This window comes from Nocardiopsis sp. iso_186, from assembly GCF_056173365.1.
This window is the reverse complement of sequence record NZ_CM149670.1, coordinates 2,047,608-2,064,501: the sequence shown is the minus strand read 5'-3', so window position 1 is coordinate 2,064,501 and position 16,894 is coordinate 2,047,608. Positions and strand designations below refer to the sequence as shown.

Here is a 16,894-nt window from a genome sequence, read left to right as displayed (position 1 = left end):
GTCTCGACCTGGACCGACACAAAAATCGCGCGGGTAAACGTATACCTGACGCCACACTCCTGTCGTGGTCAGGCAAGCCGTTCCTGCCTTGACCGTGGGCGACCGGCATTGATGTATTGCAGACGTGCCCAGCCTGCTCAGTGCCTCCCGCCCCTTGCCTCCCCACCGCCCCACAGGTGCGACCTCGGAGGCCCGCTAGGTGCGCGCGGACCAGGAAGCGCGGCTCGACAGCGAGTCGTTCACCCAGACCCTGCACGGGCACCGGGTCGTCGATCCCTACCAGGGACTCGAACAAGACGAATCGCCGGAGACGAAGCGCTGGCTGGCCGACCGCGACGCAGAACTGCGCGCAGCCGCGACACAGTGGCCGCTGCGCGCCGACCTGGCCGACGACATCCGCGGCCTCGTCTCCGGTGTGCTCTGGTCGGTACCGCAAACGCGCGGCACGGCCGTGTTCGCCACCCGGCGCGACGCCGGGGACGAGCATCCGCGGCTGGTCGTGGTGGAGGGCGACCACGAGCGGGTGCTGTTCGACCCATTGGCCGTGGACCCGTCCGGGGCGACCACGCTGGATGCCTGGGAGCCCAGCCCCGACGGCGCACTGGTGGCGGTGCAGACCTCCAGCGGCGGCACCGAACGCGGCGCACTCGAAGTGCTCTCGGCCACGGACGGAAACCCCGTCGAACGCCCCGTGCCCGGGGTGCGGTACTCCCACGTGGCCTGGTTGCCCGCCGAGCACGGCCCCGCCTTCTATTTCGCCCGGCGCGACGACGGCGACGGCCGCCGCGGGGTGTGGCTGCACCGGATCGGCGCTGCCAGGGGAACCGACACGTTGGTGCACGCGTGCACCGGTCCGCGGACCGTACCGGGCGTCCGGTTGCGCCGCGGGCGCTGGCTACTGATCAGCGAGAGCCACGGCACCGGGCACCGCAGCGACCTGTGGATCGCCGACCTGTCCGGTGAGGATCCCGGTGCTCCTGCGCTGCGCCCGGTCCACGTGGGGCTGGAGGCGGAGTCCGAGGCCGACGTCGGGCCGGACGGGCTGTTGTACCTGCGCACCACGCACGGCGCACCGCTGCGCCGGGTGTGCGTCACCACGCCCGAACGCCCCGACACAGGCAACTGGCGCGAAGTGGTCCCCGAGGACCCCGAGGCGACCCTGGACGGTTTCGCGGTCACGGGACGCCCCGGATCGGTCGAGGTGCTGGTGACCCGGACCCGACTGGGCATCAGCGAGTTGGCCTCACACGATCCTGAAAGGGGCACGGAACGGGCGGTCGAACTGCCCGGTGAGGGAATGGTCGCCGAACTGGCCGCGGACTCCCGGGGAGGCGCCCATTTCTGTTATGCCGACGTCTCCTCGCAATTGTCGGTATGGGTGTACCGCAGCGGCGAGCCGCCGATCCGCTGGCCGGCCGACCTCGCATCGGCCCCGGACCGCACGCCGGTTCGCAGGAGTGTCCTGTGGTGCTCCTCCGCCGACGGCACCCGGGTTCCGGTGAGCGTCTTCTCCCTGGACGGCGCGTCCGCCGGACCGACCATCCTGCACGGCTACGGCGGGTTCGGCCGTCCGCGCCAGTTCGGCTTCTCCGCGACGGTGCTGGCCTGGCTGCGGGCAGGCGGACGCTACGCGGTCGCACACGTACGCGGCGGTGGCGACCGCGGGCGTGCCTGGCATCTGGCAGGCGCCGGACGGAACAAGGCGCGCGCGGTCATGGATCTCGTCGCCGCGGCCGACACCCTTGTGGCGCGGGGGATGTGCGACCGCGACCAACTGTGCCTGTCCGGCGGATCGGCGGGTGGACTGCTGGTGCTGGCCGCGACTGCACGGCGGCCCGACCTGTGCGCGGCGGTGATCGCCTCGGCGCCACTGGCCGACATGGTCCGCTTCGAACGGCTGGGGTTGGGCGCGATGTGGATCCGGGAGTTCGGCACGGCCGCCGATCCCGAGGACTTCGCCGCCCTCCTGGACTACTCCCCGTACCACCGCGTGCTGCGCGGCGGGCCGACCCGCTACCCGGCGGTACTGCTGACCGGGTTCGGCGGTGACACCCGCACCGGTGCCGCCCATCCCCGCAAAATGTGCGCGGCTCTGCTGGCGGCGGCGACCGGACCGCGCCCGATCCTGCTGCGCTACGAGCACGGCGTGGGCCACGGCCCGCGATCCGTGACCCGCGCAATCGAACTCGCGGCCGACGCACACGCGTTCGCGGCTGCGGAGACGGGGCTGTCACCGGCCCGCCGACGGCGGGCCCGGCCCCATAACGAAAGATGAGGTGAACGCAGATGGACCCCAACCAGTTCGAGGCAGAGGTCGAAGAGCTGACCGAGGTCACCTCGCGGGACATCACCGCAGGCGGCGACAGCGACGGCACTGACAGCAGTTCCGACTTCATCTAGCACGCTCGGGCGGTCGCCGAAGGGGCCTTTTCGGCGGCCGCCCCCTCTTTTTCCGCTCCCCCGCGTTTTCCGGGCGGTGTCCGCGCACGCCCAGCCCCCCTGTGATTGTGGAGGACCACCGCTCGTGACCGATCGCCTGTTCACCGAGACGCTGCGCACCGCCGTCGGCGAGGACCTGCTCCAGTCCCGGTTGTCGAACGAGTTCGTGTTCGCCGACCTGGGTGAGGAGACCGTGCGCGAACTACTGACCTTCGATGCCCTCAGCGACATCCTCGGCTCCCACCAGTTGGAGCCGCCCCGGCTTCGGCTGCACCGGTTGGGAAAGCCGGTTCCCCTCAGCGACTACACCGAGCTGGGTGACTCCTCCGGGGGCGAACGGCGCGTGGTGCGCCCCGAGGCGCTGTACCAGCAGTTGCGCGAGGGGGCGAGCCTGGTCCTGGACGGCGTGGACCGGCTGCATCCGCCGGTCCGTGCGGCCACCGACGACCTGATGCGGCTCGTCCGTGAACGCGCCCAAGTGAACCTGTATCTGATCTGGGGCGACTCCCACGGTTTCGACACCCACTGGGACGACCACGACACCTTCATCGTGCAACTGGCGGGGAGCAAGTCCTGGCAGGTGCACGGCCAGGGCAGCCGCCCGCACCCGATGAAGGTGGATGCCGACCACGCGCACACCCCACCCGGGACGACCGTGTGGGAAGGGATCCTGCGCCCCGGCCAGGTACTGCACGTTCCGCGCGGCTGGTGGCACACCGTCAAGGGCAACGGGGACGTCAGTATGCACCTGACGTTCGGGTTCACTCGCGCCACCGGGATCGATTGGGCACAGTCGCTGCTGAAGCGGCTGCACGAGGCGGAGTTCCTGCGCACCGACCTTCCCCGGTTCGCCTCTGCCGAGGAACGCCGCAAGCACCAGCACGAGCTGGTCCGGCGGCTGACCGATCTGGCGGAAGAACACGACCTGGACGGATTCTTTGCCGAACGCGACGCCCGATTCCCGCGCCGGCAGTCCTTCGCCCTTCCCTGGGCGGTGGACGCTACGGTGCCGGATGCCGACACCGTCGTGGAGTTCACCCCGATCCTGCCCCCCGCCCTGGAGCGGGAAGACGACCGGGTTGCCCTGGCGGTGTCGGGGCGGCGCTACCGGTTCCCGGTGGCGGCCGAGCCGATGCTGGCCGAACTGGCCCGCGCGCGGACCCTGACACTGGGCGAACTGGCCACGAGCACCGGAACCGACGTGGCGACGGCCGCGGAACTGGCCCGGGTCCTGGTTCGCCACCAGCTGGTGCTGTTGCGGTAGAACCGGCGAAAGCCGCAGATGACACGCAGGTGACGATGGCGTTCCGGACCCCCGGTGCGCCATCGTTGCGTATAACCTTCCCCTTCTGCGGCTTTGCCGCGGAAAGGCAGGACACACCAAACCGATCCGCGTTAATTGCCAAAGTCAATAGGTGAGGCTACCCTCACTTGTATACAGGAGGTGACTGCCGCGCCGTCGGGAAGACCGACGCTGCCGCGCAGGCCACCGGGGCATTGATCGCGTCGGGCGCACTCGCGTCCGCAGGAAGGCTTTTCGCCATGGCTCACTCGCGCCACCCGCTCTCCACGGTGGTAGACGCCTGTGCGCCGTTGAAGTTCTCGCCGCTGCCGCAGATCCGGACCGCCGAGGTCCTGACTGCGACGGAAGAACCGGAGACCGAGCACTGGTACCGGGCCGACCTCCTCTCGGCCAAGGGTGCGCTGGGCCCCGTCTACGACCGCTTCATGGCCGCGCACGGCCCCGGACACCCTCTTCCGTCGGCGACACACCTGTTGCGCCGGCTCTTGCGCGAGCCCATCTTCATGGTGGCAGCGGGGATCTATCTCACCGGGCGGGCACCGCTGCTGCGGGCCCATCACCTGTGGTTCCCCACCGGTTACAACGCCGATTTCGGTACCCCGATGCTGACCGGCTCGCGTGTTGCGGTCCTGCGCGGCGACGCATTCGCCGACCACCCCGACGCGGTGGTGGCCGCCGACGCCGACGAACTGGACCGCCTGGCTGCCCAGGGGATGTTCGACGCCTTCTCCCCGCTGGTCACCGCCGTGCAGGCCCATACCCGGGTAGGGCTGCGCACTCTCTGGGGCTGGATCATGGACACCATGCACTTCTACATGCTCAACCCGGCCAGGTTCCTGGGCCGTGACGCGGGGGCGGCATGGAGTCGTGCCGACCGACTGGCCGACGCCCTGGTCGAGGCCGGGGCCGTCACCCGGGCCCGCCCCCGGCTCTTTCCCTTCTGCGAGGAGGACCCGCGGGGCACGTGGGCCGTACGCGGTACCTGCTGCTTCGACTACAAGGGCGATCCCGCGCACGGATACTGCACCACGTGTCCGCTCAAGAACGACACCCAGCGGCGCGACGAGTTGCAGGAGTGGATCCGCAACCCCGCACTTGCCCCTTAGAACACTTGCCCCTTAGACGTCATCTCGTTCGGATCGCCGACCTGTCGGTCGTGGTTTCGATCGTGCGGCGGGTGATGCCCGAGGCACCTTCGCGACCACAGGGCGGCGGTCGGCGTCGGCATGGCGGTCGGGAGGTTCCGGCCGCGATCGTGTGCACAGCGACTTCCGGATGCACGTGGCAGCGGCTTCCCTGCCCGACCGGCTCGAAACGCGTTCCGGTCGGGTACCACGAGCGATGCCGGGAATCCGGGGCGGCGGCACCGGCCGGGAGCACCACCGCTCAGCGCTGCGGTCCGGCAGGGCCTCGGCGTCCCGGTCTACTGGGCACGGCAGGTTCTGAGGTAGCTGAGGAACGATGCCTGTAGCCCGGTCACGTGCGTTTCGTGCATGAGTGCGCTGGTGACGGATCCGCTGCGCGGGGTGAGGTGGTGAAGGAACGTGGCCGCGTTCTTCGCGAGGTTCTGGTAGACCGCCAGGTCTCCGAGGAGCTCGCGGTCGTTGAAGGTCACGTGAAGCTTCGTGGCGGGCAGGGTGTCGTCCATTGCTTGAAGACGAGCGAACACCTGGCTCTCCGCGTTGACAATGCCGGGGCTGCCCGCGCCGATGCTCTCGAAGAAGGTGCTGTTGGTGAGCCAGGCGTAGAGACTGAAGAGTCCGCCGTAGGAATAGCCGAAGAGGCCGTGACCGCCCGGGGCCGTGCCGTAGTCGCGTTCGATCCGCGGGTGCAGCTCGTCGGTAAGGAAGTTCAGGAACACATCTCCGCGGCTGTCGCTCAGTTCAGCGAGGTAGGCGTCGGCTTGTTCGCGAGTCATCGTGCCCGTTTCGATCCCCATCTCCACCGCATCGATGTACTCCTTCGCGATGGGTTCGCCGGGGGGGCACGAGGTCGCGGTTGCGCAACCGCTCCCACTGCTCTGCTTCCTTGCCCGCGTACCCCACGCTGACTTGGACGTAGGGCTGAATCGACTGCATGGGGTCCAGTTGCGTGACGATGAGTGGGGCGGTCAAGCCCACGGCCCAGTTGCCGTCGAGGACGTACACGACAGGCGCTTGCGCCGCGGCAGGGTCGTAGCGCGGTGGCGTGGTGACCCAGACCCCGTAGTCGTGCCCACCGCTGGAGCGCATCTCGAAGTAGTCGGTATGGGGGAGGCAGCCCTGCCACATGGTGCTCATCTGAGGTCCTTCACGATTTGGCCGGCCTTGGATGACGAGGACGGCGTCGGTGGGATCGGGGAACGGTTCTGGGCCGTCGAGCGGGTTGCCGTTCCGAAGAACGGGGTCTGCCCGGGCTCGGGGAGCGACGACACCCACCCGGCCGGACAGGTCGAGGACCTCGGCGTCGGTCCGGGTCGTCGCCCCGAGCGCTTCCATCGGCGTCTCGCGGGCCGCGCGCAGGCCGAGTTCCTTGCCGCGACGGCCCTGGGCCGGACCGACGAGGTCAACACCCGGCCCGATCCGTACTCCTGCGTGCTCGGCGACGGCGAGCGCTTTCGCCGTCTGCTCGCACGTGCCCCTGGCCCGGTCGCGGGTCGACTCGGCGGGACCGGCTCCGGCGGTGCGGCCGTTCCCGACAGGGATGCCGAGATTGCCGGGATCGCGCCGCGATCCGTCGATGCCCGCCGCGCCGACCACATGTTCGGGCCCCATAGTCGGTCCTCCGCCGTTGCGAGCTGACTGCGATCATGTGCGAAGCGACACGGAACCGCCGATTTTTCTTTTCCAATGGATAAACTATGGGAGTGATCCTGTCAATTTCGGAACGCGCGGGCAGCGCGCGCGAGCGACTCCTGGCACGGCTTCTCGACGCCTTCGGCGCGGCCCTTCCCCCGCCGGAGATGTCGCTCCGTGAGGTCGCCGCCCGGATCGGGACCAGCCACGCCCTGTTGCGATACCACTTCGGTTCGCTCTCGGGCGTCTTGGCCGCCATGCTCAAGGCGCAGCGATCCCGTGACAACAAGGCACTTCTGGAAGCCGCCCGGCAGAGCACCTTCGACGATTTCGTCGTGGCGATCTGGCGTACCTACACCCGGCCGGAACAGCTGTCGCGAGTCCGTGGCTTCTTCTACGTCGTCGGACTGGCCACGTACGACTCCGAGGGCTTCCGTGAGTTCATAGAGTCGATCGACGACCTGACCGTGATGCTGTCCTCGCTCGCGGAACGCGAAGGGCTCGGCACGAAGGAAGCGCGGGATGCGGCCACCGTCACCGTTGCCGCGATTCGCGGCCTCCTCCTGCAGGAAGTCCTGACTCCCGGAACCCGCCCGGAGGACGCGGTCGCCTTGATCCTGCGCATACGAAAGGACCGATCCGTTCCACGATCACGTCCGGAGCGTTAACAGGCTCCCGGCCTTTAGCGCCGCCTCACCCGGTCCCTCGGCCCCTGCCTGCGGACGCGCCGACAAGCAGCCTCGACCATTGGTTGCTCCGCCTTTCCACGGCCAACCGAGTGTTCGGTCTGCACGAAGGGAGGGCTGCTCGTCCTGGCTGCGGGGGCAGTATGTGCGACGAGGACCCGTGAGACGCGCGCAGGGCAGGGGCACACCGACGGGGCGGCCCCTAGGCGGGTTCGACCGAGGCCGGCTCGACCTGGACCGAGCGCCGGCGCCCGTAGCGCCACTGGAGGAAACCGCGCTCGCGCTCCACCCGGCGCATCTCCGAGTAGAGCTCGGTGGGATCGAGCGCGGAGACCGCCTCGCCGCCTTCGGGCAGCGGCCAGCAGGCGAAGGCCCAGAACCTGCGGGTATAGGGGCCCCAGAGCACGACCCAGGCCCCCTGTTTCTGCCACTCGATGTAGGTGGCGATCCGGTCCCGGTCGGGGTCGTAGCGTTCTCCCTCAGCGCGCCCCGTCCCCGCCCCCTTACGCACCCGCGGCTCTCCTCTTCACCCGCCCGAGCGTGTCCCGGTGTCCCCCAAGGCTCACATGCGGGCCGCTTTCCGGGGAAGAGCAATACCGTTACGGATCGGGCCGGATCCGGTCACCCCCGGCCGGAGCCGGCCTCTACGGATCGACCAGGAACCCCCCTCCCCAACCACCAGCCTCACAGGCTAGCCTTACCTAAGTTAGGCATGGCTATGGAGGGGACGTCCCCTCTGCCCCAAGTGTTGGAGGACGAATGAACCGTCTGTCGAACCGCGGCTCCGCGGTCGAGCGCGCCCGGGACCGCACACCCGCGGCGTGGCGGGTGCTGGTCGCCGGTGTCGGGGCGTTGACCCTGCTGGGCGCCAGTGCTTGCGGCGGCTCAGGCGCCCAGGAGCCGGCGGCTCCCGACGCCGCGGAGATCCGGGACTACACCAACCCCGACGGCACGACGGTGCAGATCCCCGTTGCGCCCCAACGCGTAATCACCCTGGGTCAGGCCACCCCCTCCGCACTGGAGCTGGGCATCCCGCTGGTGGGGGTGAGCGAGGCCGACACCACGTTGATCGCCCCCGACGCGCTGACGAGCTACGAGGAACTGCCCAAGGTCGGGCAGCGCACCGAGATCAACATCGAGGAGATCGCCACCCTCGCACCGGACCTGATCATCTCCGGCATCCCATCGAAGATGGAGTTCGACTACACCGCCCTGACCGAGATCGCCCCGGTCGTCGTGGCCGAACCGGGCAACCCCGGCGAGTGGCGCACCACCAACGAGACCATCGCCGACGCCGCCGGCGTACAGGACACGGTCGCGCGGATGGCGCAGGACTACGATGCCCGTACGGCGGAGCTGAACGAAACCTACGGCGAGAAGCTGGAGGGCGTCTCCGCAGCCTCGATCGCCGCCGGGTTCGAGAAGAACCAGTGGCAGTTCGACTACCAGGACTCCTGGTCAACCAGTGTCATCCAGGACGCGGGGCTGCGTTTCGACCAGGCGGCCGAGGACGGCGGTTTCTTCGAGACGCTGTCCTTCGAGGAGTTGGACCGGCTCGACGACTACGACCTGGTCGTCATTCCCGGCGACGGGACGGGGGAACCCACCGAACTCATCCGGCCTGTGCTGGAGCAGTCGGTCTGGCAGGAACTGGAGCCGGTCGAGGCGGGCCGGGTCTACACCGTGGCCTGGCCCGAGGCACTGACCTACACGACCGCCATGCTGCGCCTGGACGCGCTGGAGAAGGATCTACTCAGCAAGCTGTAGCCACCAGGGGGAAGAGCCGCGCGGGCAACCGCCTTCTTCCCCCGCTGCGCTGAAGCGCCCCCAACGATGTGGGCGCTTCGGGTCACCGCGCAGGCCCGTGGGCAACTGCCAGGGGCCTGCGCGGTGCAACCGGATTTTTGCACCGCACAAAGACTGCTCGATTGATGACTGCTGGCTCCCCAAGGTCGCCAGCGACCGACCGTCGCAATGGGTGCCCGGAAGTCACACCCATACGCCGCTGTCCGTACGACCAATTACTCTCATGAGATGGCTGAAGCAGGCATCGAACCGGGACAGATTACAACCCGCGCCGAAATGAAGGACCTCTTCGGGGGCGGCCCACAGGGGGGAATCGTTCCCTCCACCACGACGGACACCATCCTCATCTACTCCGACCATTCCACCGGACACCGCTACGGGTACTACGACGGCTGGCTGGCCGAAGAAGACGAGCACGGACCAATCTTCGAATACACCGGGGCCGGCACCGTTGGCGATCAAACCTTTCAAGGACAAAAGGGAAGCGGCAACAAAGCGATTCTGCATCATGATGCTGACGATCGTGTTCTCCGCGTTTTCATTGCGGCCGGCAAAGTTCCGGGGTCGGGAACAAAATTTCAGCGCTACGTCGGCCAGTTCGCATTAGATCTGCAACAGCCGTACGTCCTCCGGCAGGCTCCCGATGACACCGATACCTTGAGAACCGTCATCGTTTTTCGGTTGCGCCCGACTAGTGACGTCAAACGCAACGAAAAAGACACTATCCCGCCGGCTCCAGCCACACAGGTGAACTTGGTTCCCGCCGAGGTCACCACCAGTTCCATGGTGGAACCAGAAAACAACAAGAAGATCAAGGGCATACGCTCTGCTCAGCCCAGCACCCCGACCGAGCGCCGCGAAGCAGCATTATCCGATGCCTATCAGAAGCACCTCGCAACTAACGGCCATGAGGTCAAGCGGGTCCAGATCAGACCAGAGGGACTCACCTCAACTCTGATGACTGATCTTTACGATGTGACCGACCATGTGTTGTACGAAGCCAAGGGGACGAGCACCCGCAAGGACATACGCATGGCCATCGGCCAGCTTCTTGACTACCGACGCCACGTCACTCCCCCAAATCCGAGGCTTGCCGTCCTGGTGCCGAGCGAGCCGGATCAGGATCTCCAAAAGCTTCTCATTGCGGAAAACATTGCCCTGGTCTACCAGGACGACGTCAGTTTTATCGGCGAGATTGTCCCCTAGCAACACCACGATGATCGGGCGGGACGGCACCAGAATACGGCGGCCACCCCGCCCGACGGGTCAGGCGTGGTGGTCGAGGTTGACGGCTCCTCGGCGCCAGTAGCCGTCGGTCTCGGCCGACTCCCCGCGGACGAAGCCGTACTCCTTGAGCAACCCGCGGATCGGTTTGAGGCTGTCGGCCTCACCGGCGGCCCAGGCGAATCCGCTCCCCTCCGGGGGCCGCCACGCGCGCAGTGCGCGCTCCAGCACGTCGGTCGTGCCCGGCTCCGCGTCCCCTCGGTGCACCCAGGTGATGCGCGCGCCCCGGGGTGCGGCGACCTCCTGCTCCTCAGCGGCATCGACGACTTCGAGGAAGGCGTGTACGACCGCGTCGGGCGCCAGCCCTTCGATCAGGCGCAGTGCCGCCGGCAGCGCGGTCTCGTCCGCGGCGACCAAGTGGTAGTCGAATCCGGTGGGCGGGAACCGGGTTCCGCGCGGCCCCAGTACGCCAAGGACCTGGCCGGGCCGGGCCTGCGCCGCCCAGCGGCCGGCCGGCCCGTGCTCGTGGGCGACGAAGTCCACGACGAGCTCACCGGCCCGCGCATCGTAGCGCCGGACGGTGTAGTCGCGAAAGACGATCCCCTCTGCGCGGATGTTCCAGCGCTCGTCCTCGACCATCACCGGCATGACGTGGCGGCCGGTGCCCTCTTCGGGAAAGAACAGCTTGACGTGGTCGGCGTGGTTGTCGGTGCGAAAACCCGCCAGGTCGTCGCCGACCAGAACCACCTGGATCATCCGCGGGGTGATGCGGCGTACCGCGGCCACCTCAAGGGCCCGGGGTGTGAGCGGATAGAACTCGACGCGGCCGGCGGATCGGGTCGCGGTCATGGGCGGCACCTCTGCACTCGTGCGACGAACCCGGTCCGGAGCCGGTCGTCGTCGGGGTCGGGGTCGGGGCGGGACCGCACGGCCCCACCGTCTCAGGTCGGTTGTGGGGCGCTGTCGGCCTCGTCGGCCGGGTCCGCCATACGGGCGGCGCGCAGCGACGGGAAGGCCGCCAGGACGGCGCCCCCCAACGCGATGGTCAGCACGCCCCCCGCCATGACGGCCGCAGCAGGGCCGACAAAAGGCGCTATCGCCCCCAGGGTCAACGCTCCGGCGGAGGCCCCGAGAGTGGATTGGGCGGTCCAGACGCTGTTGACCCGGCCGCGCAGCGCGTCCGGGGTCTGGGACTGGAGGAGCGAATACCGCAGGATCTCCTCGACGACCTCGGCCAGACCGAGAAGGACGAGGGCCCCGCACGCCGGCAGCAGGGTGGGGCTGGCCCCCAGGCACAGGACGGCGCCACCGCACATCAGGACGGCACCGCCCACCACAGCCCCCGCACGGTCCACTCTTCCGGTCCAGCCACTGGTCAGCGAGCCGAGCAGCGCGCCCACAGCGGGTGCCGTGTAGAGCAGTGCCGCGGTCGTGGCGTCACCGTCGAGGACCTTGTCGGTGAACTCCGGGATGAGGACCTGCGGAGCGGCGAACAGCAGTTGGACGAACCCCAGGAGCAGCAACGGGCCCACGACACGGTGGCGAACGGCGAAGCCCAGCCCTTCGCCGATCGCCGCGACCACCGACTGCCGCGCGACCGCGCCCTGCGGGTGCAGTGCCGGCAACCGCAGTACGAGCAGAGTGGTCAGTGCGGACGCGACGGCCGTCACCGTGTAGTTCGCGGTGAAACCCCAGGCCGCGATGATGATCCCGCCCAGCGCCGGGGCAGCCACCATTCCCACTTCGCTGCTGAGCGCGATCAGGGCACCGGCCGCGGGGAGCTTGTCCCTGCCCACCAGCGCGGGAGCCGATGCCTGTAGGCCCACTGCGCTGAACGTCCCGACCACACCGTTGAGGACCGCACAGGCGTAGATCGCCGCGAGGGCGGGCTGGTCGGGCAGGGCGGAGTTGAGGGCGAGGCCGGCGAACGCCAGGGTCGCCGCGGCCCTGCCGGTGATGATCAACCGGCGACGGTCCACCCGATCGGCCAGCAACCCCCCGATGAGCGTGCCCGCCAGAACCGAGGCCCCGGCCGTGGCGGAGACGGTGGCCACCAGGAGGGACGACCGGGTCGCGTCATAGACCTGGAGCGGCAGCGCCACCATGGTGAAGCCGATCCCGAACAAGGAGACGACCCGGGCGGTGAACACTGCCCGAAAGGCGGGACTGGAACGCAGCGGGCTGAGGTCGATGACGAAATCGGCGAGTTTCACGGGACTCCAGTTTGCGCGGCTCGGCACCCGCCCCACAACATAATATTAGGCAAGGCTCACCTTATCAGGGTGGGTCAACCGGTTCGGCTGTCCTCGGGACGACGGTGACACGCCCTCCGGGTCGGCGGGCGGCGCTTTACGCCCGCGTACCGACCCGGAGGCCCGGCCTAGGACTCCCCCATGGCCACGCGCAGACTGCGCGGGCGCAGGTCCCCCCAATTGGCGTTAACGTAGTCCAGCGCCTCCTCCCGGCTGCCCGGGCCGTGCACGATCCGCCAGCCCGCAGGGACTTCGGCGAACTCGGGCCACAGGGAGTGCTGGTCCTCGTCGTTGACCAGGACCAGGAACACGCCTTCGGTGTCGTCGAACGGGTTGCTCATCGGTATTCCTCCATCAATGCTCGGGGACGGGAAAACAGGGGCCTAGCGGCCCTGGGGTTCGGCGTTCTCGACGCCCTCGGCGACAACCGGGCCGATCACGGCCATCACCGCGGGGGTGGCGAAATCGTCGTGGTCGCAGTTGACGTCGTGGTTGACGACCGTTCCGTCAACCTTGGGGCCCCAGTGCCGGTGGTCGCGATACTGGGCACCGGGGCTGACGTTGGCCTTGGCGGTGAAGACCACGAGATCACCGTCGTAGGGGCGGTACTCGGTGAAGGGCATCAGGCGCCCGATGTGGATCCAGGACTCCAGGATCCAGGTCAGGGTGGCGTCGTCCTGGGCGGCCAGGAGCGGGTGGTCACTGGCGCGCAGAACCGGGAACACCTGTTCGCGCACCAAGGGCGGCCCTCCCGCGTCCTGGACGGTGGCGCGGGCGTAGGCGAGCATGTCCGACAGTGCCGTCTGCTCCAGTTCGACCGGGTCGGTCACCGTCAACATCTCCTCCAGCGGGGGAACCGGGAAGGTGTCCAGCAGGGCCAGTAGTCCGACCCGCTCCCCGGCTTCGCGCAGCAGGGTGGCCGCCGTGTAGGCGACCTGCCCGCCGTAGGACCAGCCCACCAGGTGGTAGGGCCCTTCGGGCTGGACCGCGCGGATGCGCTCCAGGTAGTAGTGCGCCATCTCCTCGGTACTGGCCGGCATCCGGGAGACGTCGCCCGAGGAGGGCGGTTGGAGTCCGTAGACGGCCCGCCCCTCCTCGATGTAGGGGGCCAGTCCGGCGAATCCCCAGGAGACGCCATGCCCGGGGCTGAAGCAGAAGACGGCCTTCTTGCGGCGTCCCTCGCGCAGAGGCAGCAGGGAGGACCGGGCATGTTCGGAGGCCGCACCGGTGTCGGCCACGTGCGCGGCCAGCCGGGCGACCGTGGGGGCGAGAACCAGGATGCTGGCGGTGAGCCGGACCCCCATGGCCTTGCGGATGCGGCCCACCGCACGCATCGCCAGCAGTGAGTGGCCGCCCAGGACGAAGAAATCGTCGTCCACGGTGACCTCGGGCAGACCCAGCACCTCCGCGAAGATCGCGCACAGCGCCGTTTCGCGCTCGTCGCGCGGGGCCCGCCCGACGCTCGGGCGCGGTTCGGGGGCGGGCAGCGCGCGCTGGTCGAGCTTGCCGTTGACCGTCAGCGGAAGCGCGTCGAGCTCGACGAGAGCTGCGGGGACCATGGCTGCGGGCAGCCGCCGCGCCAGATCCGCACGCACCTCCTCCAGATCGGCACCGCCCCTGGCGGGGACGACGTAACCGATCAGCCGTTTCGCCCCGGGGACGTCCTCACGCACCGCGATGGCGGCCTGGGCCACACCCGCACACGCGGCCAGCTCCGACTCCACCTCCCCGGGCTCGATACGAAAGCCCCGGATCTTGACCTGGTCGTCGGTGCGGCCCAGGAAGTCCAGCCGTCCGTCGGCGCGCCAGCGCACGAGGTCGCCGGTGCGGTAGACGAGGCTGCCCGCCGCACCGGCGGGGTTGGCCACGAACCGTTCCGCGGTGAGGTCGGGGCGGCCGGCGTATCCGCGTGCAAGCCCCACACCGTCCAGGTAGAGCTCTCCGGGGACCCCCACCGCAACGGGGCGCAGGGCGGTGTCCAGCACCAGGGCCCTGGTGTTGGCGATGGGGCCGCCGACGGTGGGGGTGGCGCTCTCGTGGGTGCCACCGCCCAGCGCGTTGATGGTGTACTCGGTGGGGCCGTAGAGGTTGTAGCCCAGTACACCCTCGGCCTCGGCAAGGCGCTCCCAGACCGCTTCCGAGACCGCCTCTCCCCCGAGCAGCACCAGGCACGGCCGATGCCGCGAGGCGTCGAGCAGACCGTCGTCGACGAGTTGGGCGCAGTAGGAGGGCGTGACGTTGATGACGTCGATGGCGTGCTTCGCACAGTAGGAAGTGAGGGTCAGGGAGTCGCGGCGCATCTCCTCGTCCATGAGGTGGACTTCGTGCCCTTGGACGAGCCACAGCAGTTCCTCCCACGACATGTCGAAGGAGAACGAAACCGTGTGGGCGATGCGCAGCACCCGGTTGCCGGCATCGGCCACGACCGGGTCGAAGATGGCGGCGCGGTGGTTGAGCAGCATGTTGGTCAGGCCGCGGTAGGGCACCGCCACGCCTTTGGGTTCGCCGGTGGAGCCGGAGGTGTAGATGGTGTAGGCGATGGCGTCGGGCGAGGCGGGAGCGGTGCGTTCGGCGTCGGTGATATCGGCGGCGCCGGTCACGTCCAGCAGGTCGAGCGTCTCCGGGGCGTCCAGGACCAGGCGCTCCAGGCCGGGCACCCCGGGAACCCGGTCGTGGGAAGAACGGCTGACGAGGACCATGGCCGGGGCGGAGCGGACGAGCATACCCGCCAGGCGTTCGGCCGGATGGTCGAGTTCGAGGGGGACGTAACCCGCCCCCGCCTTGAGGACCGCGAACAGGGCCACCACGGAGTCCACCGAGCGCGGCACCCCGATGGCCACCAGCGTCTCCGGGCCGACCCCGCGGTCGATGAGCACGCGGGCCAGGCGGTTGATCCTCGCGTTGAGTTCGGCGAAGGAGAGTTCGATGTCGCCGAAGACCAACGCGGTGCGTTCGGGCCAGCGCTGGGCGCCCTCCTCGAAAAGCGTGGCGATGGAGGTCGCGGGCAGGTCCAGGGCCGTGTCGTTGAACGCCTCGATCGGGGCCAGGTCGGTGTCGGCGAAGAGCCGCAGGCGGCCCACTTGTTGTTCGGGACGGGCCGCCATCAGGCGCACCGCCCGAAGTGCGGAGTCGAGGGTGCGGCGGGCCAGCGCGTCGTCCACCTTGTCGGGCCGATAGGCCAACTGGATCTCGTAACCGTTCTCATCGGGGCGGATGACGAAGGTCAACGGGTAGTGCGTCTGGTCGGAGTCGCTGATCTCGCTGAGGCCGGTCTCGCGCACCAGTTCTTCGAAGGCGGCGTCACGGCGGGGCATGTTCTGCAACACGTAGAGGGTGTCGAAGAGCTGCCCGGCGCCGGTGGCGTGCTGGATCTGGGCCAAGCCCGTGTAGTGGTGGGGCAGCAGCGCGGTCTGCTCGGCCTGCACTCTGCGGAGCAGGTCCAGGACGCGCTCGCCGGGACGCAGCACGACCCGCACCGGCAGGGTGTTGAGGAACAGCCCGATCATCGATTCCACCCCGGCCAACTCGGGCGGACGTCCCGAGACCGTGCTGCCGAAAACCACGTCGTCCCGGCCCACCAGTGCACCGAGCGCCATTGCCCACGCCGTGCTGAAGACGGTGTTGGCGGTGACCCGCGCCGTGCGGGTGAGCGCGGTGACGGCATCGGCTTCGGCACCGGACAGGTGCTCGGTGAGCGGGACCGAGACCACGTTGCGGCCGTCGGGATCGGGGCGGGCCACGAGCGTGGGTTCGGTGAACCCCGACAGCGCCTCCTGCCAGGCGGCCAAGTCGGCGGCCTGATCACGGTCGCGCAGCCAGGCGAGGTAATCGCGGAAGGGACGGACCTCGGGCAGGGCTGCGGGTTCGGTGCCGCGGTAGAGCTCCAGCAGCTCGCGTTTGAACAGACCGAGCGACCAGCCGTCGGCGAGGATGTGGTGGCTGGTGGACAACAACGCGGAGTGCTCGTCGTCCAGGCGCACGAACACGTAACGGAACAGGGGTGGTTTGGCGAGGTTGAACCGGCGATGGCGCTCGTCCTGCCAGACCCGTTCCAGCGCGGCCTCGCGTTCGGCGGGCGCGGTGGCGCCGAGGTCAACCTCGCGCCAAGGGGCGACGGCCGTGCGCACAATGAACTGGACCGGTTGTTTGACGCCCTCGTGCAGGAACCCGGCGCGAAGATTGGGATGACGCTCGAACACGGTCTCGCAGGCGGCGGTGCGCAACGCGGTGGTGTCCACCGGCCCGGTGAAGCGGAACAGCGTCTGCACGGTGTAGACGTCGATGTCATCGGCGGTGTAGACGGCGTGGTAGAGCAGCCCCTCCTGGAGCGGGGTGAGCGGGAGCACGTCTTCGAGTGCGGGCTTGGGCACCGCTGCCTCCTCATACTTGGTTCGTTGTCGGTGGACTGCC

The 16,894-nt window shown here is 69.0% G+C and carries 13 protein-coding genes and 1 pseudogene; 7 read left to right on the top strand and 7 right to left on the bottom strand.

The window, feature by feature from the left end; translation table 11 throughout:
- Positions 1–199 precede the first annotated feature (199 nt).
- The 4 genes and pseudogenes from AC0VYP_RS09200 to AC0VYP_RS09185 form a co-directional block, all read left to right on the top strand.
- A complete protein-coding gene (locus AC0VYP_RS09200; RefSeq protein ID WP_285760370.1) occupies positions 200–2,275 on the top strand; it encodes a prolyl oligopeptidase family serine peptidase in 2,076 nt (691 codons plus the stop codon).
- Positions 2,276–2,524: 249 nt separating this feature from the next.
- The gene (locus AC0VYP_RS09195; RefSeq protein ID WP_475473487.1) at positions 2,525–3,703 is read left to right on the top strand and encodes a JmjC domain-containing protein; all 1,179 of its coding nucleotides are present in this window, start codon (positions 2,525–2,527) and stop codon (positions 3,701–3,703) included.
- Positions 3,704–3,981: 278 nt separating this feature from the next.
- On the top strand, positions 3,982–4,848 hold the full coding sequence (locus AC0VYP_RS09190; RefSeq protein WP_285760372.1) for a (2Fe-2S)-binding protein: 867 nt from the start codon (positions 3,982–3,984) through the stop codon (positions 4,846–4,848).
- Between the two features lie 74 nt (positions 4,849–4,922).
- Positions 4,923–5,039, top strand: a pseudogene (locus AC0VYP_RS09185) (IS5/IS1182 family transposase); the annotation flags it as partial.
- Between the two features lie 126 nt (positions 5,040–5,165).
- Here the strand turns inward: AC0VYP_RS09185 and AC0VYP_RS09180 are convergent.
- A complete protein-coding gene (locus AC0VYP_RS09180) occupies positions 5,166–5,660 on the bottom strand; it encodes an alpha/beta hydrolase-fold protein (RefSeq protein ID WP_475473485.1) in 495 nt (164 codons plus the stop codon).
- On the bottom strand, positions 5,626–6,495 hold the full coding sequence (locus AC0VYP_RS09175; RefSeq protein ID WP_475473483.1) for an alpha/beta hydrolase: 870 nt from the start codon (positions 6,493–6,495) through the stop codon (positions 5,626–5,628). Before AC0VYP_RS09175 ends, AC0VYP_RS09180 begins: the two co-directional genes overlap by 35 nt.
- A gap of 86 nt (positions 6,496–6,581) precedes the next feature.
- On the opposite strand from AC0VYP_RS09175, the gene AC0VYP_RS09170 reads away from it, so the two are divergent.
- Positions 6,582–7,184 (top strand): TetR/AcrR family transcriptional regulator, encoded by a 603-nt coding sequence (locus AC0VYP_RS09170; RefSeq protein ID WP_475473482.1) that lies wholly within the window; start codon positions 6,582–6,584, stop codon positions 7,182–7,184.
- Between the two features lie 220 nt (positions 7,185–7,404).
- Here AC0VYP_RS09170 and AC0VYP_RS09165 read toward each other — a convergent pair whose 3' ends face one another.
- Positions 7,405–7,713, bottom strand: a complete 309-nt coding sequence (locus AC0VYP_RS09165; protein ID WP_285760374.1) for a hypothetical protein — start codon at positions 7,711–7,713, stop codon at positions 7,405–7,407.
- 248 nt (positions 7,714–7,961) lie between these two features.
- Here AC0VYP_RS09165 and AC0VYP_RS09160 point away from each other — a divergent pair, with 248 nt between their 5' ends.
- Both AC0VYP_RS09160 and AC0VYP_RS09155 read left to right on the top strand, forming a co-directional pair.
- Entirely contained in the window at positions 7,962–8,969 is a 1,008-nt protein-coding gene (locus AC0VYP_RS09160; protein WP_285760375.1) for an ABC transporter substrate-binding protein, read from the top strand.
- A 267-nt stretch (positions 8,970–9,236) separates the two neighbouring features.
- Positions 9,237–10,214, top strand: coding sequence for an SRA domain-containing endonuclease (locus tag AC0VYP_RS09155; protein ID WP_475473479.1), 978 nt, complete (start codon positions 9,237–9,239; stop codon positions 10,212–10,214).
- A 60-nt stretch (positions 10,215–10,274) separates the two neighbouring features.
- On the opposite strand, the gene AC0VYP_RS09150 is transcribed toward AC0VYP_RS09155, so the two are convergent.
- The 4 genes from AC0VYP_RS09150 to AC0VYP_RS09135 form a co-directional block, all read right to left on the bottom strand.
- The gene (locus AC0VYP_RS09150; protein ID WP_475473477.1) at positions 10,275–11,081 is read right to left on the bottom strand and encodes a siderophore-interacting protein; all 807 of its coding nucleotides are present in this window, start codon (positions 11,079–11,081) and stop codon (positions 10,275–10,277) included.
- Between the two features lie 92 nt (positions 11,082–11,173).
- A complete protein-coding gene (gene entS / locus AC0VYP_RS09145; RefSeq protein ID WP_285760378.1) occupies positions 11,174–12,445 on the bottom strand; it encodes an enterobactin transporter EntS in 1,272 nt (423 codons plus the stop codon).
- Positions 12,446–12,612: 167 nt separating this feature from the next.
- Positions 12,613–12,825, bottom strand: a complete 213-nt coding sequence (locus AC0VYP_RS09140) for an MbtH family protein (RefSeq protein WP_285760379.1) — start codon at positions 12,823–12,825, stop codon at positions 12,613–12,615.
- A 42-nt stretch (positions 12,826–12,867) separates the two neighbouring features.
- Positions 12,868–16,854 carry an amino acid adenylation domain-containing protein gene (locus tag AC0VYP_RS09135; protein ID WP_475473475.1) on the bottom strand — a complete coding sequence of 1,329 codons (3,987 nt, stop codon included), beginning with the start codon at positions 16,852–16,854 and terminating at the stop codon, positions 12,868–12,870.
- Positions 16,855–16,894 lie beyond the last annotated feature (40 nt).